This is a genomic window from Clostridium thermobutyricum DSM 4928 (assembly GCF_002050515.1).
Classification (GTDB): domain Bacteria; phylum Bacillota; class Clostridia; order Clostridiales; family Clostridiaceae; genus Clostridium; species Clostridium thermobutyricum.
Genome location: NZ_LTAY01000048.1, coordinates 43,650 through 65,196, shown reverse-complemented (window position 1 = coordinate 65,196; position 21,547 = coordinate 43,650). Strand labels below are relative to the sequence as shown.

Annotated in this window: 20 protein-coding genes; 4 read left to right on the top strand and 16 right to left on the bottom strand. The window is 25.7% G+C overall.

All coding sequences use genetic code 11. The features are described from left to right. Window positions 1–15: 15 nt before the first annotated feature. A complete protein-coding gene (locus CLTHE_RS09455) occupies window positions 16–1,902 on the top strand; it encodes a PTS fructose transporter subunit IIABC (protein WP_080023104.1) in 1,887 nt (628 codons plus the stop codon). A gap of 114 nt (window positions 1,903–2,016) precedes the next feature. On the opposite strand, the gene CLTHE_RS09450 is transcribed toward CLTHE_RS09455, so the two are convergent. Genes CLTHE_RS09450 through CLTHE_RS09440 form a run of 3 tightly spaced genes read right to left on the bottom strand, consistent with a single transcriptional unit; the run spans window position 2,017 to window position 5,252 of the window. Beyond that, complete coding sequence (locus tag CLTHE_RS09450; protein ID WP_080023103.1) at window positions 2,017–2,292, bottom strand: hypothetical protein; 276 nt, start codon at window positions 2,290–2,292, stop codon at window positions 2,017–2,019. A gap of 45 nt (window positions 2,293–2,337) precedes the next feature. Next, a complete protein-coding gene (locus CLTHE_RS09445; RefSeq protein ID WP_080023102.1) occupies window positions 2,338–3,567 on the bottom strand; it encodes a hypothetical protein in 1,230 nt (409 codons plus the stop codon). A gap of 11 nt (window positions 3,568–3,578) precedes the next feature. Further along, window positions 3,579–5,252, bottom strand: a complete 1,674-nt coding sequence (locus CLTHE_RS09440; RefSeq protein ID WP_080023101.1) for an AAA family ATPase — start codon at window positions 5,250–5,252, stop codon at window positions 3,579–3,581. A 496-nt stretch (window positions 5,253–5,748) separates the two neighbouring features. On the opposite strand from CLTHE_RS09440, the gene CLTHE_RS09435 reads away from it, so the two are divergent. Then, window positions 5,749–6,114: a VOC family protein gene (locus tag CLTHE_RS09435; RefSeq protein WP_080023100.1), complete on the top strand. Its 366-nt coding sequence runs from the start codon at window positions 5,749–5,751 to the stop codon at window positions 6,112–6,114. Window positions 6,115–6,357: 243 nt separating this feature from the next. On the opposite strand, the gene CLTHE_RS09430 is transcribed toward CLTHE_RS09435, so the two are convergent. From CLTHE_RS09430 to rbsK, 4 genes are all read right to left on the bottom strand, one after another. Next, on the bottom strand, window positions 6,358–6,897 hold the full coding sequence (locus CLTHE_RS09430) for a PH domain-containing protein (RefSeq protein WP_080023099.1): 540 nt from the start codon (window positions 6,895–6,897) through the stop codon (window positions 6,358–6,360). Between the two features lie 280 nt (window positions 6,898–7,177). Further along, window positions 7,178–8,359, bottom strand: coding sequence for an MFS transporter (locus CLTHE_RS09425; RefSeq protein ID WP_080023098.1), 1,182 nt, complete (start codon window positions 8,357–8,359; stop codon window positions 7,178–7,180). 43 nt (window positions 8,360–8,402) lie between these two features. After that, window positions 8,403–8,798 carry a D-ribose pyranase gene (rbsD, locus tag CLTHE_RS09420; protein ID WP_002596738.1) on the bottom strand — a complete coding sequence of 132 codons (396 nt, stop codon included), beginning with the start codon at window positions 8,796–8,798 and terminating at the stop codon, window positions 8,403–8,405. Window positions 8,799–8,804: 6 nt separating this feature from the next. Next, entirely contained in the window at window positions 8,805–9,734 is a 930-nt protein-coding gene (gene rbsK, locus CLTHE_RS09415; protein WP_080023097.1) for a ribokinase, read from the bottom strand. An 869-nt stretch (window positions 9,735–10,603) separates the two neighbouring features. Between rbsK and CLTHE_RS09410 the strand changes: the two genes are divergently transcribed. Then, complete coding sequence (locus tag CLTHE_RS09410) at window positions 10,604–11,788, top strand: MFS transporter (protein WP_080023096.1); 1,185 nt, start codon at window positions 10,604–10,606, stop codon at window positions 11,786–11,788. A 207-nt stretch (window positions 11,789–11,995) separates the two neighbouring features. On the opposite strand, the gene citG is transcribed toward CLTHE_RS09410, so the two are convergent. The 8 genes from citG to CLTHE_RS09370 all read right to left on the bottom strand — a co-directional run bounded on the left by citG (window position 11,996) and on the right by CLTHE_RS09370 (window position 19,638). After that, complete coding sequence (gene citG / locus CLTHE_RS09405) at window positions 11,996–12,841, bottom strand: triphosphoribosyl-dephospho-CoA synthase CitG (protein ID WP_207651200.1); 846 nt, start codon at window positions 12,839–12,841, stop codon at window positions 11,996–11,998. Next, complete coding sequence (gene citX / locus CLTHE_RS09400) at window positions 12,834–13,364, bottom strand: citrate lyase holo-[acyl-carrier protein] synthase (protein WP_080023094.1); 531 nt, start codon at window positions 13,362–13,364, stop codon at window positions 12,834–12,836. Before citX ends, citG begins: the two co-directional genes overlap by 8 nt. A 97-nt stretch (window positions 13,365–13,461) precedes the next feature. After that, on the bottom strand, window positions 13,462–15,000 hold the full coding sequence (citF, locus tag CLTHE_RS09395) for a citrate lyase subunit alpha (protein ID WP_207651199.1): 1,539 nt from the start codon (window positions 14,998–15,000) through the stop codon (window positions 13,462–13,464). Next, window positions 14,990–15,895: a citrate (pro-3S)-lyase subunit beta gene (gene citE / locus CLTHE_RS09390; RefSeq protein ID WP_080023093.1), complete on the bottom strand. Its 906-nt coding sequence runs from the start codon at window positions 15,893–15,895 to the stop codon at window positions 14,990–14,992. Before citE ends, citF begins: the two co-directional genes overlap by 11 nt. Then, a complete protein-coding gene (gene citD / locus CLTHE_RS09385) occupies window positions 15,895–16,188 on the bottom strand; it encodes a citrate lyase acyl carrier protein (RefSeq protein ID WP_002596731.1) in 294 nt (97 codons plus the stop codon). Before citD ends, citE begins: the two co-directional genes overlap by 1 nt. Before the next feature lie 27 nt (window positions 16,189–16,215). Further along, entirely contained in the window at window positions 16,216–17,268 is a 1,053-nt protein-coding gene (citC, locus tag CLTHE_RS09380; protein ID WP_080023092.1) for a [citrate (pro-3S)-lyase] ligase, read from the bottom strand. 52 nt (window positions 17,269–17,320) lie between these two features. Then, window positions 17,321–18,463: an NAD(P)-dependent malic enzyme gene (locus tag CLTHE_RS09375; RefSeq protein WP_080023091.1), complete on the bottom strand. Its 1,143-nt coding sequence runs from the start codon at window positions 18,461–18,463 to the stop codon at window positions 17,321–17,323. A 203-nt stretch (window positions 18,464–18,666) separates the two neighbouring features. Then, window positions 18,667–19,638 (bottom strand): sugar-binding transcriptional regulator, encoded by a 972-nt coding sequence (locus CLTHE_RS09370; protein ID WP_080023090.1) that lies wholly within the window; start codon window positions 19,636–19,638, stop codon window positions 18,667–18,669. Between the two features lie 532 nt (window positions 19,639–20,170). Between CLTHE_RS09370 and CLTHE_RS09365 the strand changes: the two genes are divergently transcribed. Further along, complete coding sequence (locus tag CLTHE_RS09365) at window positions 20,171–21,094, top strand: DMT family transporter (protein ID WP_080023089.1); 924 nt, start codon at window positions 20,171–20,173, stop codon at window positions 21,092–21,094. A 108-nt stretch (window positions 21,095–21,202) separates the two neighbouring features. Here the strand turns inward: CLTHE_RS09365 and CLTHE_RS09360 are convergent, their stop codons facing one another. Continuing rightward, window positions 21,203–21,529 carry a winged helix-turn-helix transcriptional regulator gene (locus CLTHE_RS09360; protein ID WP_080023088.1) on the bottom strand — a complete coding sequence of 109 codons (327 nt, stop codon included), beginning with the start codon at window positions 21,527–21,529 and terminating at the stop codon, window positions 21,203–21,205. Between the last annotated feature and the right edge of the window lie 18 nt (window positions 21,530–21,547).

The following is a 21,547-nucleotide window of genomic DNA, read 5'->3' as shown; positions in this document are numbered from 1 at the left end:
TAGGAGGAAAAACAAATGAAAATTTCTGAGTTATTAAGAACTAATACAATATCAGTAGATTTAAAAGCTAAAGATAAATTAGATGTAATAAATCAATTAGTTGATTCACTTTATAATGCTAATTTATTAAATGATAAAGAACTTTATAAAAAGGAAGTTTTAAGACGTGAAGAACTATCTTCTACAGGAATTGGTGGAGGAATAGGAATTCCTCATGGTAAAACATCAGCAGTTAAAGAATCTGCTCTAGCTTTAGGTATTTTTAGAGATGGAGTTGAATTTGATTCTTTAGATGGCGAACCTGTAAATATAGTATTTATGATTGCAGCTCCTGAATCAGCAAATAATGAGCATTTAGAGACACTTTCAAAACTTTCTATTCTTCTTATGAATGATGATTTTAAAAATTCATTATTAAATTCTAAAAGTGCTGAAGAAGTGTTTTCTCTCCTAGATAAATATGAAGAGAAAGATTCCACTGAAGAAGAAAACGTTTTAACTAATGATTCTTCAGGAGAAAAATATATAATTGGAGTTACAGCTTGCCCTACTGGTATAGCTCACACATATATGGCTGCTGAATCTTTAACTAAAACTGCACAAGAATTAGGTTATAAAGTAAAAATAGAAACTGATGGTTCAACTGGTGTAAAAAATGGTTTAACTAAAGATGATATAGATAAAGCTGATGGAATAATAGTTGCAGCAGATAAGAAAGTTGAAATGGATAGATTTCTTGGAAAACCTGTTGTGATAGTTCCTGTTACTCATGCTTTAAAAAGACCTAAAGAACTTATTGAAGAATCATTAAATAATGCTCCTATTTATACAGATAAAAAAGAAGAAACTTCAATTGCTGGAATGCTTGGAACTAAAAATAGAACAGGTGTATATAAACATCTTATGAATGGTATTTCAAATATGCTTCCTTTTGTAATAGGAGGTGGAATCCTTATAGCATTATCTTTTGTATTTGGAATTCATTCTGCAGATCCTAATAGTTCTCAATACAATATAGTTGCTTATGTTTTAAAAACTGTTGGTTCTAAATATTCATTTTCTCTAATGGTTCCTGTACTTGCAGGTTTCATAGGTTCAAGTATAGCTGATAGACCTGGTTTTGCTCCTGCAATGGTTGGTGGTTTTATTGCCGCTAATACAGATGCTGGATTTCTTGGTGGACTTTTAGCTGGTTTCCTTGGTGGATATGTTGTTTTATTATTAAAGAAAATATTTAATAAATTCCCTGAAAGTCTTGATGGACTTAAACCAATGCTTATTTATCCTGTTCTTGGAATATTAATTACTGGTGGATTAATGTTATTATTTGTTGCTCCTCCTGTTGCAATGTTAATGCATGGAGCTGAACATTTATTAAAAACAATGGGAACTGGATATCTTGTATTATTAGGTGCCATAGTTGGTGGAATGATGGCTGTAGATATGGGTGGTCCAATTAATAAAACTGCTTATACTTTTGCTATTGCTATGTTGGCTTCAGGAGATTCTGCTCCAATGGCAGCTGTAATGATTGGTGGAATGGTTCCTCCATTAGTAGTTGCATTATCTTCAACTTTCGCAAAACATAAATACTCTAAAGGTGAAAGAGATGCTGGTAAAACTGCTTATGTTCTTGGATTATCTTTTATAACAGAAGGAACAATTCCATTTGCAGCAGCAGATCCAATAAGAGTAATTCCAGCGTGTGTTGTTGGTTCAGCTATAGCTGGTGGATTATCAATGTTATTTAAAATAACTATGCCTGCTCCTTTTGGAGGAATATTTGTATTCCCATTAGTAGGTGGAAGTGCATTATTATATTTATTATCATTAGTAATTGGTTCAGTGGTTGGTGCAGTTATATTAACTATAATAAAGAAACCATTAAAAGATGTAGAATAATATAATTTGAAATATAATCTATTATAAATATATTATATTTATCAATAATGAGTAAAAAACTCTTATGACTTTATAATCATAAGAGTTTTTATTTATATATCATAATATAAAATTCTATTCAATTTCTTCATTTATAGTAATCTCTAAAATTAAATATATCATTATCAAAAAGCTTAAAATCATAAATATTCCTAGAAAAATATAGTTAACTATTGCTATTATTGAATAATCTAAAGAAAAATTTACATAAAGTATTTTATCTATAAATCTTTCATTTAATAAACTTTCGCTTAGCCTTGGATTTTTAGGTATAGCTAATAAAGTCCATATGATAGCAAAGGCACTCCACTTCTTTAATAATCCTTTAATTATACTTTTTATTAAATCCAACTTTATATCTCCTCTCATTAACCATACAATAACTTAAACTTTTCTTTATGAATCAGTTATTTTTAATATCAAATTCTCACTTAAAAGTAACCCTTCTACTTCTAAATCAATATCTAACTCAGAAAAATATTCATATTTATTGTTCTGTTTATATTTTATAAATTTAATATATTCTAATAATTCTTTTATTCCTTGAATTATATTATTTGTATCTTTTGTATATTTTACTTCTCCTATCACTACTTTATTTAGTTTTTTATCATTTATATTTCTTATCTCAATTAATATATCGGGTCTTCCATTAAAAACTTTTGAATATCTTTCTCTTATATTAGGGAAAATTTTTTTTGCAATATTATTTGTTTCATTTATTATTTCTCTTCTTTTATTTATAACTATATTTTCAATATCACATATTTCTTCTAAATCTACTTTAAAGCTTATTTCATTACTTCCTGTTGAGTTATGATATATTGTATAAATATTCTCATTATCTCCCCATTCTGCTACTTTAGTATTTTTATCATCTAATATATATAATTTTGCATTTTTTGTATTTTCTTTTATTATTCTCACTATCCAATATAATTCAAATAAAGTCCAATCATTTAAAATATCTATAAAAGTTCTTTTAAATAAATTTTCTACCTCGTCCTCATCTAAATTTATTATCTTTTTATATCTCTTAAGTAATTTAGCTGATTGACTATAAAATTTATTTCTACTATTTATTACTGAATTTATCATTTTATCTGTAATATATTTTTCTTCTATTTTAGATAAATATATATTTTTCTTATATACATTTATATTCTTTAATAAGTCCTCTTTATCTAAATCATAATTATCATATATTAAGTCACTCGTTTCATTAACTATCTCATACAATATTTTTAATAGCTCATTTAAAACTAAGTTTTCTTTTGAAATATGATTTTTAAAGTTCTCTTTACATATAAAAATGCTATAGTCTTTTTGGTTTATACTATATCTTTTTATTATACTTTTATGCCATAATATATTTCCTCTAATATTTCCTTTAGTTAATATCTCTTCTTTATTTATAGATGTATTTAGTCTTCTAATATTTATTTTTAAACTCTTTATATAACTTAAAACTTCTTCATCTAATAAAAAATGTATTTTTAAAAGTTTTTCCAAGTTATCAATATTAAGATTTAAATCTTTTAAATAAGGATTTATTGATAATTTTCCACCTTTAAGATAAATTATGAGTTCTTTTTCAATAAATTTTATAATTTCTTCTTTTGTCATCTTTAATTATCCTAATATAAATCTAAAGAAAAGAAATCTTCTATATATTTTTTCAATTTATCTATATTTATTTTTATTCCTAATTTATTTATCTCTTGTAGTTTATCTATAAATCCATTTATAATATCTTCATTTACTCCTTCAAATTGTGGTAATACATATAAAATAATTGCTGAAGTCCAATCCTCTTCTTCTTCAACGTAACTTACAATATCTTTAATTATTGCTGGGCCAATTTCTCTATAATCATTTATTCCTAACCACAGATTATAAATTGCATCTACATTATTTATGTTTCCTATTACATCTTCTTTTATATTCCATATTGAAAAATACTCTCTAATTAACTCTTTTGTAATATTAGATGGAACTTCTATAGGAATTATTGCAAATCTTCTCATAAAAGCATAACTCATCTCATATAGCGTATTTTTATCTAATGTATTTATAGTTCCTATCATTCTCCAATCCTTTGGAATAAGATATTGATTGCTTTTTATATCTCTTGGATCTGTTATATTTTCTTCGCTTATTATCTCTATATTTTCTCTATATTCATTTTTAAAGCTTAAATCTATATCATCACCTGAAAGAACAGAAAAGAATACTCCAAAAGCTTTATCTATATCAGCTCTATTCATTTCATCTACTATAAGCCATTCATTTTTAACTTCATTTCTTTCATCTTTAAAACAAGATAAAAATATTCCTTCATCAAAATATAAATTTGATTTTGAATCAACTTTATAACTTCCCATAGTTTCATATGTAGTCCAGTCTGATATTGCTGTAGTCATTTTATATTCAACTTCAAAAGATTCACATATATCTTTAGCTAATTTAGATTTTCCACTTCCAGGCACACCTGCTAAAATAATATTTTTTCCACCCTTTAAAGCTTTATTTACTCTTCTCTTTATCTCTTCTTTATTTTCAAATATTAAATTATCTATCTTTATTTCTCTATCCATATTAACTTCTATATCTTTATAATTTTTCTTTCGAATGTTAATAGGAAACATTTTTTGAAAATTATCAATTGAATATCTTTTGAAAAATTCATTCTTATTTTTATGTCTTTTAGGTATTTCAAAATATTTTTTTATATAATCTACAGTTTTTCTAACTAATTCTTTTTCCTCTTTTTTTATAAAAATAGTTCTTTTATCATTTTTTAATTCTATAAAAATACCATATTCTAATATAGCTTTTAGTAATGTTTTTGAGTTAGCAAAATTATCTGGTCTTGAAACTTTAATTTTTTTATTTATGTTATCATGAAAATACTTATAATAATCTATTTCTAACTTTTCTGATTTAAGTATATTTTCACATATATCTATCCAAATAATTTTAGGATTACCTTCGCTAATTACATAAGGATTTGGTACATAATATGTTAAAATCCAAAATCTTATATAATTTAAAAGTTGTCTATCACTTAAAAGAAAAAGAAATTCATTTACTTCAAAATATTTGTTACCTCTATTTTCTATTCCAAGCTGACACGCAAACTTATATATGCTCTCTTTATAACCTTCAAAGTTAGTATTAATAGAATTAAAATCAAAAGTTGAGAAGGTTTTTTCCCATTTTAAATTATTTATTAAATAAGGATACATCTTTAATAAATCTCTTAAATTTTTAAGGTTTATACTTTTATGTATTATAGGTGTAATCTCCATATAAATCTTTCATCTCCTTCTCAAATAATATTTATTTTTCTCTATTTTTATTTTATTTAACCAACTTTTTATTGATTTTATTTTTTATATACTATAAATTTTTATTTAAATAAAAAAAGAGTGCTTAAATAAAATTTAAACACTCTTTATATATTTAACTATCATTTAAAGCTTATTAAAAAAGAATCCAAAACAAAAGGCTATTATAACCCATCCGCTCCCAATTATAAATGTTCTAATTTTTTCATACATAATATCACTCCTTATATTAATGTAAGCATTATTAGAATTTATCAATAGTACCCCTACCATTTGTATTTATTATATTATCATCATTTAAACAAATGATTTCTAATTATTATCTTCTTCATGAATTCTTTATGATTTTATTCTTAAGAAATTTCTATATAAAAACTTCTATTTAATTTTCATTATACTTTTTAGTATTTATAAAATGATATAATTATAATATCTTATAAGAAAAGAGAGGATTAAAATGAAATATCAATTAACTACTATCAATATAAAAAATCTAGATGAATCTATTAATTTTTATTCTAATATCTTAGATATGAAAGTTATAAATAGATTTTCTCCTAACAAAGGTGTTGAAATAGCTTTTATGAAAGGTGAGGAGCCAATAGTAATTGAGCTTATCGAAGGACACGATAACTGTTATAATTCAGGAAATATTACATTAGGATTTGGAGTAGATAGTTTAGAAGCTACTATAAAAAAATTAAAAACTTCTAATGTTGAAATACTTGGAGAACCCATATCTGTTGCTAATGGAGTAAAAATTCTATTTGCTAAAGATATAAACGGAGTAAAATTATCTTTCCTTGAAAATTTAAAATTTTAATTATTGCTAATGAGAATATTATTCGCTCTAACTTTTTAGCATAAATATTATTTTTAGCTTTTGATTTAGAAGGTAAAATAATATTTGCTAAGCAGAGAACTATTCAATATAATTACCAATTTGTTTTGATTTTAAATTTAAAATAATATAGGTTAAATATAATTAATTATATTTAACCTATATTATTGATCATAATTTTAAAAATATTTATTTAATATATCAATTTTAAAAGGATAATTTATCTTAAACTATATCCTTAAGTATTTTTCTTTTTGTTTCTTCAAACTCTTCCTGAGTTAAAACACCTGCATCTCTTAACTTTCCTAATTTGGCTAATTGATTTATTCTATCTTCATTCGTTTCTTCTACTATTCTAGGCCTTAGCATTTTGTCCTTATAAAGTTCCAATTCTTCTGTTATATATCTAACCATTATGTTTGCATATTTATTTAAAACTTTATCAATTATAATATATTCTGCTCCATTCCATACTTTTATCTTTGAAAATATAATTCCAGTTTCATATTCTACTGAATTAACTTTATCTAAAGTTATATCTTTTTGCTTTAATCCATAAATTAATCCTTTATCTAAAAAAAGAATTCTCTTATCTGTTAATGCAATAAGCCATGTATTATCTTCATATAAACCTGATGTTATATATATAAGTTCTTCATTATCACCTAATACATTTGGAAGTTCATTTATTTCTTTATTAGTTCCCCAAGTTTTAACCTCTTCCATGCTTTCTATTTTTTCTTCAACATATTCATAAGATCTCATTTTAAATTTCTCCTTATAATCTTTTGTATACCTATTTATATAAAGATTATCATAACATAAAAATTTTTCAATTGTATTATATAATAAAAAGCCAATAATATTTACTAGAATTTTTTTCCTTATTATTTTATCTATTAATTCGCATTAAAACAATTTAAATTTATATTTTTATAATTCAAATAAATTCTATATACCTAATTATAAATAAAAGAGTAAATCAAACTTTAAATTTGACTTACTCTTCTAATATTTAAATTACCTTTACAAATCTTATTACTAATTAAATCTTCATATCAGGATTAGCAGATTGTAATTTACCACTTTCAATTATTATACAAGCTATTACTAAAGCTGCAATTGAAATTGGGAATATAAGTGAACCATGTCCATTTGTTATTAAATATCCCCCTATTAAGTTACTTATTATTTGAGGTATACATAAGAATATATTATTTATTCCCATATATTCTCCAAGTTTTTCTTTTGGTGCAACTACAGGTATTAATGCATAGAATACAACTTGTAGCATTGCATATCCAAGTCCATAAACTATTGTAAATGCCCATAATCCAGTTAATGATTTTACATTCCATCCAATAAAGAAAGATGCTCCAAATATTATACATGCAATAAGTATTATTATTTGCTTATTAAACTTATCACACCATATTCCTATAAATATTGAGAATATTACTCCCATAGCTGTAAATCCAACAAGTGCATAACTTATATCTGTACTTGAGAATCCATTTACCTGTGTATAATAAGGAATCCAAAATGGCATTATAAATCCATATCCTATATAGAAGAAAAATGCACACATAAATAATTTCATAGCACTTTTATTTTTTAAGAAATCAAAACTTATTTTTGTAGGTTTTAATTTTTCTGTAGTATCTTCTTTCACGAAAAAAGTTACTATAAGTATTGGTACCATTACAGCAATTATAACTGCTAAAAATGGAAGAGATTTTGATATATCAAATAAATCAACTCCTAAGAAGAATACTAAAACTCCTCCTAATCCAAAGAATAATTTTCCAATCCCATTAACCATACCAATTTTATCTGGTGTAACTGCCTCTGGCATCCATGAATAATATGCACCTTGTGCAAAATTCAAAGCTCCATAGAAAATAAATGCAAATATAAACATTAATATATATTCTGTTGAGAAGCCTAGTAAAAACAATGCAATTGATCCAATTATGCCTCCAAGTAAAACCCAAGGTTTTCTCTTACCAAACTTACAATTAGTCCTATCACTTATTGCTCCTCCCAAATATGGAAATAACATTCCTGTTACAGGAGCCATAGCTACTAAAATTGCTAGTTTAAAAGCTGATGGTGTTGCTGTCTTTACTAATAATGGCACTACTGTACTATTCATATTCCAAGCAATTCCTAATCCTATACTAGGTAATGCTATTAAAAATGGTGTTAATATCCCCTTATTTTTCACAATTTTTCTCTCCTTTATTGTGTTAATGTTTAATTTTAATTAACTAAAATACAACTCCTGATTTTAGAATAATATTAGCATATGGTGTTTGCTCTCCTGTTCTTATAACTGCTCTACAATCTTTTAAGCTTGTCTTTAATTCTTCATGAGATATAAAAGTTATTTTTGTATCCCCTATTTCTTTTTTTATTTCCTCAAAAAGACTTGGACTAACTTCTTTTGTTTCAGTTGCAATTAAAACTTCTTCTATTTGCAGTTCTAAAAGAACAGCCTTTAATGTATCTATGAATCTTGGTAAATTTTTTATTAATGCTAAATCAATTCTTTGAACTCCCATTGGTATAGGTAATCCGCAATCCCCTATTGCTAAAGAATCTGTGTGACCCATTTGTGATATTACTGTTCCAATTTCATTGTTTAATAATTGTGTTTTTCTCATTATAATTTACTCCTCTCCATATATCTTTATTACTTCTTCTAAAGTTGGTATTGAAGGTTGTGCTCCTTCTCTTTGAACTGCTATTGATGAAACTTTATTTCCAAAAGTAACAGCTTTAATTAAATTTTCAAAGTTTAAATCATTTATATTAAGTTTTGAACTTAATCCTCCTATAAAACTATCACCTGCAGCTGTAGTATCTACTGCATTAACTTTAAATGCTTTTACTAATTCAGCTCTTTCATTGCTTATTATTGCAGCACCTTTTTCTCCTAATGTTATAATTGCAAATTTAACTCCAGACTCTAATAATTTTTTTCCTGCTAATTTAGCTGTATCTAAATTATTTACTTTTATTCCAGTTAAAAGCTCTGCTTCTGTTTCATTTGGAATTATTATATCTGTAACTTTTAATAATTCTTTTTTTATTTCTTTTGCTGGTGCTGGATTTAATATTGTTATTTTTCCATTTTCCTTTGCTATATTAAATGCTTTAATTGTCATATCTTCTGGTGTTTCGAATTGAGAAATTAATATATCACTATTTTTTATCTTTTCTCTTGATTTTTCTATTTCACTTTCATTTATCTTCATATTTGAACCTGAAATAACTATTATTGAATTATCACTATTTTCATTAACAGTTATCATTGCCATTCCTGTTGGATTTTTTTCATCTTCAAATATTAAGCTTGTATCTATTTCATCATCTTCTAATAATCTTTTTAAGGCTTTTCCATTATCATCTAACCCTATCTTTCCAATCATTGAAACTTCATTACCACATCTTTTAGCTGCTACAGCTTGGTTCGCACCTTTACCACCAGCTATTTTTTCAAAAGATTTAGAAAGAATAGTTTCTCCAACTTTTGGCATATCTTTAACTTTTATAACTAAATCCATATTAATGCTTCCTAAAACACATACTTTATTCATAATATTCCTCCGATTTCTTTAATATAAATTTTAGTAAACCGTTTTACTTTGTTTATAAACTTATATTACATCTTATGAAAACGTTTTTCAAGTATTTTTTGTAAATATTTTGTAAATAACATTTTTTTAATTTTCATATAACTAAAATACAAAATGATTTATATATATTGATAAAATACTTTTTTTAATTTTTATATTAAACTTATTTCTATATGTAATTTTCATATAAATATCTATTAAGTATAGTCTATTTTTAATTAAAAAATATTATCTTTATTTATATTTTTTCTGATTATTTTTTATTCAATCCTATTTCAATCTTATGAATACGTTTTCTTAAAATTCATTATTTTAGCCTATTTTTTTACTTATATAATTCTTTTAATTTTTCTTTTTTTATTGTAATATTAAAATAAAAATATATACTAACATCTTCCATATTAAGTAAAAAGTAATCGATTAAATAAAATTTTTTAGATCTCATTTATTCTATTTTCAAATCTATTTTTTCACTTACAAAATCAAGAATTTATAAGTATTTAATCCTTTTATGTAATTATATTTATTATATTAAATTTATTACCTGTAAATATTTACTTTTAGAATTTTTCAATCTAGACAACTCTTAATCTACCTCATTTCCATAGTATTCTTTTATAGGAATTTTAAAATTTTTCTTCTATTTTTTACGCTTACTTTTATTGAAATTTTATTAATTTTATAAATAAAATTTAAATATTGTCATTTTAGTGATTGCAAGTTTTAATTCTTAGTATATACTTTATTTCAGAAAGATTATTACGTTTACAAAAATGAATGTATAGATTTACAGAAATATATTTATATTATTATTAGAGGAGGAATTATATATGGGAACTAAAAAGAAAAGTGCTCTTATTCCATTTCTTATTGCTTTACCAAGTATAGGTCTTGGATTAGCATGGAATATGAATAGTACAGTTGTACCTTTATTAGTAAAAACTGTAACACCTTCAGCATTTAAACTTGCTGTACTTGTTACAATGGCTCCTGTTACAGGAATTATATTCCCTTACATAGCTGGAGCATTAAGTGATAGAACAAACATGAAGCTTGGAAAGAGAAAACCTTGGGTTTTAATAGGTGGTATTATAGGTGCCGTTGCCTTGTTCTTATTAGGTTTCTCTACAACTTATATAGAAATGTTTATTTTTGCATTTATCGTATATGCATCTTTAAACTTCTATCAAGGAGCTTATTATTCATGGATGCCTGAAGCAGTTGAAGCAAACCAAATTGGTCTTGTTACAGGTCTTGGAAAATTATTCTTCTCTTTAGGTGGAGTTATAGTTTTCTTTACAGGAGTTAGTCTTTTTGATAAGTCTAAATCACTTCCATTCATAGTTGTTCTAATTGTTGTATTAATACCAATTATACTTGCAACATTATTTGTTAAAGAAGATACTAGCAAATTTAATAAGCCATCAAAACTTAGCTTAGAAGTATTAAAAAATGCTAGTGCTATGAAAGTATTTATGTGTGCTTTCTTCTTCTATATTGGTTATGGATTAATAATGCCATTCTGGCTTCCATACTACTCAAACTTAGGAATTTCAGATGCTAACATCAGTTATGCATTAGTTGGATTTACTGCAATAGGACTTATCTTATCATTATTCGTTGGAATGTGGTGTGATAGATTCAATAAGCAAATAATATTCCTTATATCTTGTATAATATTTGGAGCATCATTTATTATTGGATGGTGGGCTCACACAGTTACTGGTCTTTGGATATTTACAATAGTATATGGTATTGGATTCGGTATCATGAATGTTGTATTCTATGCATTAATACCAGTTGTTTCACCAAAAGAAAAGCTTGGAGAATATATGGGAATAAATAATGTATTCTTATGTATACCTCAAATAGTTGGTAACTTAATAGGTGGAGCATTAATTTCAAATGGACATGGTTGGATGTTATTCCCAATTTCAATTATAGCTTTAGTTATAGCATGTATAATAATTGGAGCTGGAAAAATCAAACCTTTAAATCCAGATATAAAACTTTAAAAAATAAGCTATTTCAAGTATTACTTGAAATAGCTTTTCTTTTTTATTTTAATAAACTTTTTTAATTAACAAATATATTTTATTTATGGTTTCTTTAATCAATTATAATGACTATATACTGTCTAATACTTTCATTAACTTCTTAATATATATTATGAAAACTTCCCTATATTGTGATAACTAATTCATACTTTATGTGAATTTTATTTAATAAAAAAACTCTTTTTTTACTAAATCTAAAAGTACTACTATAGCTAATATATCTGCACTTCCTCCTGGACTAATATTTTTCTTTATAAATTCATTATTTAATTCATTTAAAACTTCTATACTATCTGCTCTATACATTCCACCAAATTTTAAGACTTCTTTAGCTTTGTTTTTAACATAATTTAAAGTTTTAAAATTATGTCTGTGTAATATAGTTGAATCATCACACTTACTCATTATCACTAATAATGTATTTATTAACCTTTTTTGATTATCTAGATCTTTAAATTTTTCATAATGTGATAACCCTAAATCAAATGCAAGTGGAATTCCATTTTCTGCTTCTCCTCTAACTCCTGTTATACCGTATTCTAAATATAATTTTTCTCCATGAGATAAATTTCTAGAATTTTTTTCTACTTTCAGAAGTTCATCTGTTAAGCCTTTACACATACTTTTTATAGCATTCTTTATATATTTAAATTCGTTATTATTAGATATTGTATATGAAATAGCTGCTAAAGTTATTCCCATAAGAAATATCATTCCTTTATGAGTATTTATTCCTTTAGTTTTATTAAACATTTCAGTCTCTGCTTTTATTCCTATTTCTCTTAACTTAGAAAATAATATTTTTAAATCCTTTTCTCTAAAACCTTCTAAAGCAAATTCAAACATATATTTATTTAAAGCTGATGTACTATCAATAAAAGTATAGAAATTCATATCTTTATGAGAGCCATTAGATATTGGTGAAACTAATCCAGGTGATGGAAAACATGAAACTTCATATAGCATAGCTTGTATAGCAAATTCTGATAATTTAAATGAAATATCAAACATTAGTGTTCTCCTCAACAAATTTATCTATTAATATATCTATAGCTCTTATAACTTCTTCTATACTATGAGCTCTCTCTCTTGAACAAACCACTGCATCTTTTTCACAAACTAAACATTTTCTTTTTCCTATATTAAAATTTGCTCTACTTAAAAGTTCTCCGTTTTTATCAAATACATCTATATCAAATAATCTACCTAGTAAAGAAACATATTCTATATTAATCATATGTTTCTTTATTTCTTTAGCTGGTGAATCTACTAAGCAAAAAAATTCATATCCTGATTCTCTTTCTATTTTCTCAGAATATATAACTTTTATATTTTCATTTTTTAAAGTTTTTTCTATAAGATTAATACCTTCATTAAAAACTAATTTATATTTATCACTTAACTTATAAATTCCAGGTATATTCAAAGTAAAAGAAATTAACGTATTTTTATATGTTTCTAAAAGCTCTCTTTGTCTTAACGCTCTTTTTTCTTTTCCTTCTAAAATTTTAAATATTAATTCATCAGCATTCATAGTATTCACCACTTTCTATTATGTAAAATTAGGAGATACCTTTATAAACTAAAATTTAATCTAATAGCTTTATTTAAGATACCTCCTTATATAATTATTATTTAACTTTTCTTATAACATCTATAATAGAACCATCTCTATATTCTACAACAGCTACAACTTTATCTTCAAATTCAATAGCTTTTGGTTTTCCAGTTAATTTATAAGCTTTTTCTTTTAATTCTTCTATTGTAAACATAGGTATACTTGTCTTTGATAATCTTTCTATTAAATCAGTTCTCTTTGGATTTACTGCAATTCCTCTATCTGTAACCACTACATCTATACTCTCTCCTGGAGTAATTGTAGTAATAACATTATCAACAATTGTTGGGATTCTTCCTCTAACTAATGGGCAAACTATCATAGAAAGCTTTGCTCCTGCTGCTGTATCACAATGTCCACCTGATGCTCCTCTTAAAACTCCATCAGAACCTGTAATAACATTTACGTTAAAATTAGTATCAACTTCTAATGCACTTAATATTACAAAATCTAAAAGATTTACTGCACATCCTTTATTATGTGGATTTGCATAGAATGATGCATCAATTTCATAGTGATTTGGATTTTTTCCAATTGATTTAGCTGCTCTTAAATCAAAACTTTGTGTATCAAAAAGCTTTCCCACTAATCCTTCCTCATGCATTTCTACAAATTGTCCAGTTATCCCACCTAAAGCAAAACTAGCTTTTATATCTTCTTCAATCATTTTATCTTTTAAAAATCTAGCAACAGCTAATGAAGCTCCACCAGTTCCACATTGCATTGAAAATCCATCTTTAAAATATCCTGATGCAAACATAACTTGAGAAGCATATTTTGCAATTAATAATTCTCTTGGATCTTTTGTATATCTAGTTGCTCCTGAAACTATTCCAGATGGATTACCAATTTGATCTATTTTAACTACATAATCAACATCAACTTGCTCAATACTTGCTGGTACATTTGGATATGGAACTAAATTATCAGTTATTAATACAACTTTATCAGCAAATTTAGCATCTACTTTTGCATATCCTAATGAACCACAAAAAGATTCTCCTTCATATCCATTAGCATTACCATAATTATCACAACAAGGCACTCCTAAAAAGGCAACATCAATTTTTATTTCTCCACTTTCAATTGCTCTTGCTCTTCCACCATGTGATCTAATAATTATTGGATTTTCCATTAATCCATTAGATATTTCATTTGCTAATTCTCCTCTAATTCCACTTGTAGAAATATTATTTACTACTCCATTTTTAATATGTTCTATTAAAGGTGAATGCACTCCATTTAATGAACTTGGAGCTATAGTGATATTTTTAATCCCCATTTTAGCAATTATATCCATAACTCTATTTAGAATATAATCTCCTTCTCTAAAATGATGGTGAAATGATATTGTCATTCCATCTTTTAATCCAACTTTTTTAATAGCTTCTTCTATACTATCTAATAATTTTCCTTCTCCTGGCTCTATTTTACTTATAGTTCTTCCCCTTAATCTTCCTGTTGGTTCTAAAGCAAATTCACCATTAAATACTTTTTTATCATTTAATTCTTTTAAATTATCTGGTATTTCTCTTCCGATTTTATTTATCATTATTTTCACCTCCAAAATCTATAACAACTCCAGCAGCTTGTGCAAGCATTATAGCTCTTTGTGCTCTAGCTATAATTGGTTTATCAACCATTTTACCATTTAATGATACAACTCCTGAACCACGTTTCTTAGCCTCTTCACTTGCTTTTATTATTTTAATAGATTTATCTATTTCTTTTTGTGATGGAGTGTAAATCTTATGAACTGGATCTATTTGTCTTGGATTTATAACTGATTTTCCATCAAAACCTAATTGTTTTATTAATGTTGTTTCTTTTATGAATCCTTCTTCATCATTAACATCTGAGAATACAGTATCAAATGCATATATTCCAGCAGCTCTTGCAGCTAAAAGAACTTGGCTTCTTGCAGTTAATAATTCTATTCCTTCTAGAGAACGAGTAGTTTTCATATCAGTAACAAAGTCTTCTGCCCCAATTGCTATTCCCATTAATCTCTTACTTGAAGTTGCAATTTCATAAGCATTTATAACACCTAATGCACTTTCAACAGCTGCCATCATTCCAGTTGTTCCAACAGGAATTCCTGCTTCTTTTTCTATTCTTTCAATTTCTCTTTCAACATCTATAACATCTTGAGCAGTTTCTGTCTTTGGAAGTCTTATAATATCTGGCTGTGCTCTAACTATAGCCTCTAAATCTTCCATTCCATATGGAGTGTCAAGTCCATTTATTCTTACAACAGTTTCTACTCCTTCATAATCTAAACTTTTTAAGGCATTAAATACTAACAGTCTTGAAGTATCTTTTTCATTTATTGAAACAGAATCTTCTAAATCAAACATTATTGAATCTGCACCATAAATATGAGCATCTTTAATCATTCCTGGATTACTTCCTGGAACATACATCATTGTTCTTCTTAATTTATACATTATTTAACACCTCCGAAATCAAATTTTCCACTTTCTGTACCACGAGCAACTGCTGCTTGAACTCTTGCTTTTATTACGCAATCTAAAGCTCCTTTATCAGTTGCTCTAACAATTACATTAGAAACATTAAGTTCTTTTAAAGTTTCTAATATAACTTTTCTTATTTGATCTCCAAATTGTTTTTCTACTGTACTATTTAACTCTAATTCAATACCTGAGTTTCCAGGTTGAATTGTTATAAGAATATCACTTGATTCAATTGTTCCTGCTGATGCAGCTTTTACTATATTCATATTATTTCCTCCTTTGTATACTGACAATTATATTTTCTTTATTTTATCCACAATTTCTATTCCATCTTCAGAATTTAAGAAATCATATGTACTTTGAGGAATAAAATTCCTCAATTCATCAAATTTATCTTCTTTTATAAATTCTCTAACTTTTGAAGCACTAATTACCTCATTATTAAAAGTTTTTCTTTCTACTTCTATTAATTCTATATCATTCTCTGGTAAAATTTCTTTTAAAACTTTATTATATTCTGATGTCACTTTACAAATTGGCTCAGTTCCTACATATCTTTTATTTATGTTAAGACTTTTTGCTATATATTTTGCAAAAATTTTAGCATCAAGTTCTGCTTGAGACTTTAAAATATCATTTTCATTCTTTAAAAAATATGTTGGAAAAGTTGCACTTGAAATAATGTAATCCTTAGCTTTATGTAATATTACATTATTTAATCTACCTATTCCTTTTTCCACTAAATCATATCTAACCTTTGATGGAAATATAGATTTATCTTCATCTAATATAAATAAATGTACCAAATCATTTTCATTTGAAGCTTTTTCTATTAAATATTTATGCCCTAATGTAAATGGATTACAATTCATAACTATTGAAGCTATATTTTTATAATTTTTTGAATTTATATCTTTATATAAACTTTCATTTATAAGTTTATTACAATATCTTTCGATTCCGTGTTTATCATTTTCTAATATAATGGCTTTTTCAGCTCTCTCTAACGTGTAAAAACCTAATTGATTAAATAAATTTTCATTATTAGGTTTAGTAAAAACAAATAATCTTGAGTTTCCTATCCTATACTCTTCATTTATAAGTTCAGAGGCAATAATATTTGAAACTCCATAACCTCTAAACTCTTTATCAATAGCCATACATTTTATAACATTTCCTCCAAAAGAACCTGTTCCAATTATTTGTCCATTATTTTCTAAAGTTACTGTATAATCAATATTATTATCTAATTCTAAACCTTGAATTTTCAAAAAATCTTCTACTTTTTTAAGTTTAGATTTATTTGGCTGGTAAAATATATTTTTTTCAAAATCATAAAATCCCATATTTTATTGCCTCCTTTCTAAAATTTATTTTAAGTTATTTATAATGAGCAAACTATTTAAGTAGTGAATTAGCTACTACATCTACCACTTCTTTATTAAATACACTAGGTATTATATTATCTTCATTTAAATCTTTGCTACTTATTAAACTAGCAATTCCTTTTGCTGCATTTATCTTCATTTCATCAGTTATATTAGTAACTCTTCCTTTTAATGCTCCTTTAAATATTCCTGGAAATACTAAAAGATTATTTACTTGATTTTTAAAATCTCCTCTACCTGTTGATACTATTCTAGCACCACCTTTCTTGGCTTCACTAGGTAAAATTTCAGGTATTGGATTTGCTAAAGCAAATATTATGCTATCTTTATTCATAGTTTGTATCATTTCTTTAGTAACTATATTTCCTACTGATACTCCTATAAATACATCTTTATTTTTAATTATTTCTTCAAGTTTTCCGACTTCTCTTTCTTTATTAGTCATAGCTGCAATTTCTTTTTGTGGTTCATTTAAAGAATTATCTCCTGCAACTAAGGCTCCATTTATATCAGCTAACACTATATTTTTTGCCCCTGCTGCTATTAAAAGTTTTGCAATTGCTATTCCTGAAGCTCCTGCTCCATTTATTAATATTTTAATATCCTCTATTTTCTTATCCACAATTTTTAGTGAATTAAGAAGTCCTGCTAAAACTGCTATTGAAGTTCCATGTTGATCATCATGATATACAGGTATATCTAATTCTTTTATTAGTCTTTCTTCTATTTTAAAACATTCTGGAGCTTTTATATCTTCCAAATGTATTCCTCCAAATCCTGGTGCAATAGATTTACATATTTCAACTATTTTATCTGGATCGTTTTCATTTAATGCTATTGGAAAAGCATCAACTCCAGCAAATTCTTTATGAAGCAAAGCTTTTGCTTCTACAACAGGTAGTCCCCCTTCTGGTCCTATATCCCCTAAACCAAGTACAGCTGTTCCATTAGTTATTACCGCAATTGTTCTACCTTTAAGTGTATAATCATATACTTTTTCTTTATCAGCTGCAATTTCTAAACAAGGAGCAGCAACTCCTGGAGTATAAACTATAGATAAATCTTCTTTATTTTCAACATTAAATTTACCTGTAATTTCAATTTCACCCATCTTTTCTTTATGTAATCTTAAAGACTCTTGTTTAACATCCATAATTACACTTCCTCTTCTTAAGTTTTCACTTGATTTTATACTTAGATGATATCACCATAAAAATCTTCTGTCAAAACATTTGTGTTATTATTAAACAAATGTTAAAAATATTTCTGTAAAAATATTTTATTTTTATAAATGTTATTTAAGCAACAAAAAAAAGGGTTTACCTATATTAAATAAATAGTACAAACCCTTTTTAATTAGTTTTTTAAACCTGATTTTAAACTTAGTACTTTAGTTGCAGTTTCAGCATCTGTTATTAATACATTTATGAAATTTCCGTTTAAAGCTCCTAGTATAGCTTCGGCTTTTAATTTACCTGAAGACACTCCAATTCTATACTCTATATTTTTTATTATATTTATATCTACTCCTATAACTTTTTGATTTATAGAAGATTCAGTTATATTACCATAAATATCATATACATGCCCATACATGCACCCTACAGCATTTCTTCTATTTATATCATCATCTAAATAATCTTTCCAAAGAGATGAAGCAAACACTGCGTTTACAGTTCCAACTCCAGTTAATGCAATTTTAGATTTACTAGCAGAAAATATTAAATCATTTATTACAGGTTCTTGCAAAAATGATTTTCTAGCATAGTCATTATCCATATATAAAGGAGCATATAAATATTTATATTTTCCACTATATACATTAGCTAGTCTTCTAATAAGCTCGGGTGAATCTATTAATAAATTATCTTTTGCAGCTGATCCCACTAATTGAACTACAGTAATTGGCATCTTATTAGTTGGTTTCATATGTTTAATAACATTTGATATTGTTTTTCCCCATAAAACACCTACAGTATCATTTTCAACTATTATCTTTTGAAGATATTCTGCTCCAAATTTTCCAAGCGCATATATTATTTCATCATAAGGTAAAGTCTGATTATCTATTATAATGGCATCTTTAAGTTCAAATTTTTGTACTAATTCTTTTTCTAAAGTCTTTAGCCTTTGTCTAGGATAATTTATATTTATTTCTACAACTCCTTTATCTCTCGCTTCCTGAAGATACTTAGAAACTTTAAATCTAGTAGTTTCTAATTCATTTGCAATTTCAGATTGAGTCATAGATTTATCATAATACATACTAGATAATTTAGCTAAAAAATCCTGTTTTTCGGTTTGATTCATTTTTTCATAATCTTTCATAATCACTACCTCAAATCATATATTATTTTTTAAAATCTTTTTTTATTATATTCTAACTTATGTTAACTTTCAATCATACATATTTTCTAAATAAAATACTTAAATTAACTTTTTAATAATAAATAAAAAAAAATAAAATAAATCTATTTTTAAACATTTGATTAAAAACTAAACAAATGTTTTGACTTTGGAATTTTTATTTGTTATTCTTAACTTAAGAATTAAAAACTTCCAAATTATATTTATCAAATTTTATTTAGTAAATTTTATTTTTAAAATTTCAACTAATAAACTAATGTAAAAATATTCAGTAGTAATTCACACGCCTTATGATAAGGTTTACAGATATATGAATATACTTTATTATTTTTACTAATAAATTTTAAATTAAATAAAAAGGGGGCTTTTATATATGGGGCTATATAAAAAACTAAAAACTTAAGCTTGTAAATTGAAGTGGAATTTTCAGAAAATTTCATATAATCACTTTATTCTGTAACTTTAAAACAAAAGAGGAAGGAAGAGATCTACTATGTCAAAATACAAAGGTTATATATTTATATTTTTAACTGCATTATGCTTTAGTACTCAAGAAATAAGCGGTAAATATTTAGCAATGGACAAGCTTAATGCTTATCAAATCAATTCAATTGCATTTTTAATTGGAGCTACAATTTTATTACCATTTGCAATAAAAGATATGAGAAAACTTCATATAAAACTTGGAACTAAAGATTGGTTGTACTTTTTACTATTAGGTGTTATACAAGTTTCTATAGGAATGTCTTTATTACAAGAAGCTTTAGTATTTACTACTCCTGCCATAGTTGCAATTCTTGTTTGTTCAAATGCAATAATGACAGTTCCATTAGCAAGAGTAGTATGTAAAGAAAAATTTGACTCTCGTTGTTGGATTGCTATAATACTAGCTGCTATAGGAATTGTTGTTATATTCAATCCATTTACAGGTGCTTCAGGAAAAGATGCTGAACAACATTTAATTGGTGTTACTTTAGCCTTATTAGGTGCTGTTTCAATCGCTTTATTTAATGTTCTTGCAACAAAAACAATCAGAAAATACGGAAAAGCTGTAACTAATAGTTTTTCATTCTATCTTGGTGTTTTAGTTATGTTTATATTTATGCTAATATTGCATATTCCTATAATTAAAGGTATTAATGCTCATAGCTTTAGTTTATTACTATATGTTGGTATTGTTGTAAAAGGTTTAGGTTTCTTCTTCTTCTTAGGAGCTATGAAAGAAACTTCTGCTATAACTGCAACAAGTGTATTCTATATAAAACCAATTTTAGTTCCAATTTTAATGCTTTTAATTATGGGAGAAATGATAACTACAAATGTATTAATAGGAACAATAATAATAATAATTGCTTCATTAATAATTTTCCAAATAAAGAGAATAAATGCACGACAAAACTCTCTAGCCGCCCATTAAGGATTTAATAATTTAATTACTAATAAAGGCATACTTTTAATTTTTATAAAAATAAAACCTTTAGAAAACTATTATTTAAAATTAGCTTTCTAAAGGTTTACTTTTTTATCATTTATTTCCATAATATTTAACTGACCATTCTTCTATCAATTTCATTGCTTCCCCAAGTTCTCTTCCCTTTTCAGATAACTTATATTCTACTCTTGGAGGAACTTCTGCATATACTATTCTCTCTATTATCCCCTCTTCTTCAAGCTCCTTAAGCTTTTCAGTTAAAACTTTCTGACTTACTCCTGATGTTTCTCTTTGTAACTCTAAAAATCTTTTTTGCCCTCTATATAAATGACATATTATTATACTTTTCCATTTTCCTCTAATAGTTTCAAATCCTAAATCTAACAAACAAACATATTTTTTATTTTTATATTCTATCACTTTATTCACCTCATTGGT

Coding starts and splice junctions, on each gene's coding strand:
- CLTHE_RS09370 (WP_080023090.1), bottom strand. CDS start 19,638: ATGAAAGATTATGAAAAAATGAATCAAACCGAAAAACAGGATTTTTTA.
- citX (WP_080023094.1), bottom strand. CDS start 13,364: ATGAATGCTGATGAATTAATATTTAAAATTTTAGAAGGAAAAGAAAAA.
- CLTHE_RS09365 (WP_080023089.1), top strand. CDS start 20,171: ATGTCAAAATACAAAGGTTATATATTTATATTTTTAACTGCATTATGC.
- CLTHE_RS09430 (WP_080023099.1), bottom strand. CDS start 6,897: ATGAGATCTTATGAATATGTTGAAGAAAAAATAGAAAGCATGGAAGAG.
- CLTHE_RS09445 (WP_080023102.1), bottom strand. CDS start 3,567: ATGACAAAAGAAGAAATTATAAAATTTATTGAAAAAGAACTCATAATT.
- citE (WP_080023093.1), bottom strand. CDS start 15,895: ATGTATAAATTAAGAAGAACAATGATGTATGTTCCAGGAAGTAATCCA.
- CLTHE_RS09435 (WP_080023100.1), top strand. CDS start 5,749: ATGAAATATCAATTAACTACTATCAATATAAAAAATCTAGATGAATCT.
- rbsD (WP_002596738.1), bottom strand. CDS start 8,798: ATGAGAAAAACACAATTATTAAACAATGAAATTGGAACAGTAATATCA.
- citC (WP_080023092.1), bottom strand. CDS start 17,268: ATGGGATTTTATGATTTTGAAAAAAATATATTTTACCAGCCAAATAAA.
- citG (WP_207651200.1), bottom strand. CDS start 12,841: ATGTTTGATATTTCATTTAAATTATCAGAATTTGCTATACAAGCTATG.
- CLTHE_RS09440 (WP_080023101.1), bottom strand. CDS start 5,252: ATGGAGATTACACCTATAATACATAAAAGTATAAACCTTAAAAATTTA.
- CLTHE_RS09410 (WP_080023096.1), top strand. CDS start 10,604: ATGGGAACTAAAAAGAAAAGTGCTCTTATTCCATTTCTTATTGCTTTA.
- citF (WP_207651199.1), bottom strand. CDS start 15,000: ATGATAAATAAAATCGGAAGAGAAATACCAGATAATTTAAAAGAATTA.
- CLTHE_RS09375 (WP_080023091.1), bottom strand. CDS start 18,463: ATGGATGTTAAACAAGAGTCTTTAAGATTACATAAAGAAAAGATGGGT.
- CLTHE_RS09455 (WP_080023104.1), top strand. CDS start 16: ATGAAAATTTCTGAGTTATTAAGAACTAATACAATATCAGTAGATTTA.
- rbsK (WP_080023097.1), bottom strand. CDS start 9,734: ATGAATAAAGTATGTGTTTTAGGAAGCATTAATATGGATTTAGTTATA.
- citD (WP_002596731.1), bottom strand. CDS start 16,188: ATGAATATAGTAAAAGCTGCATCAGCAGGAACAATTGAATCAAGTGAT.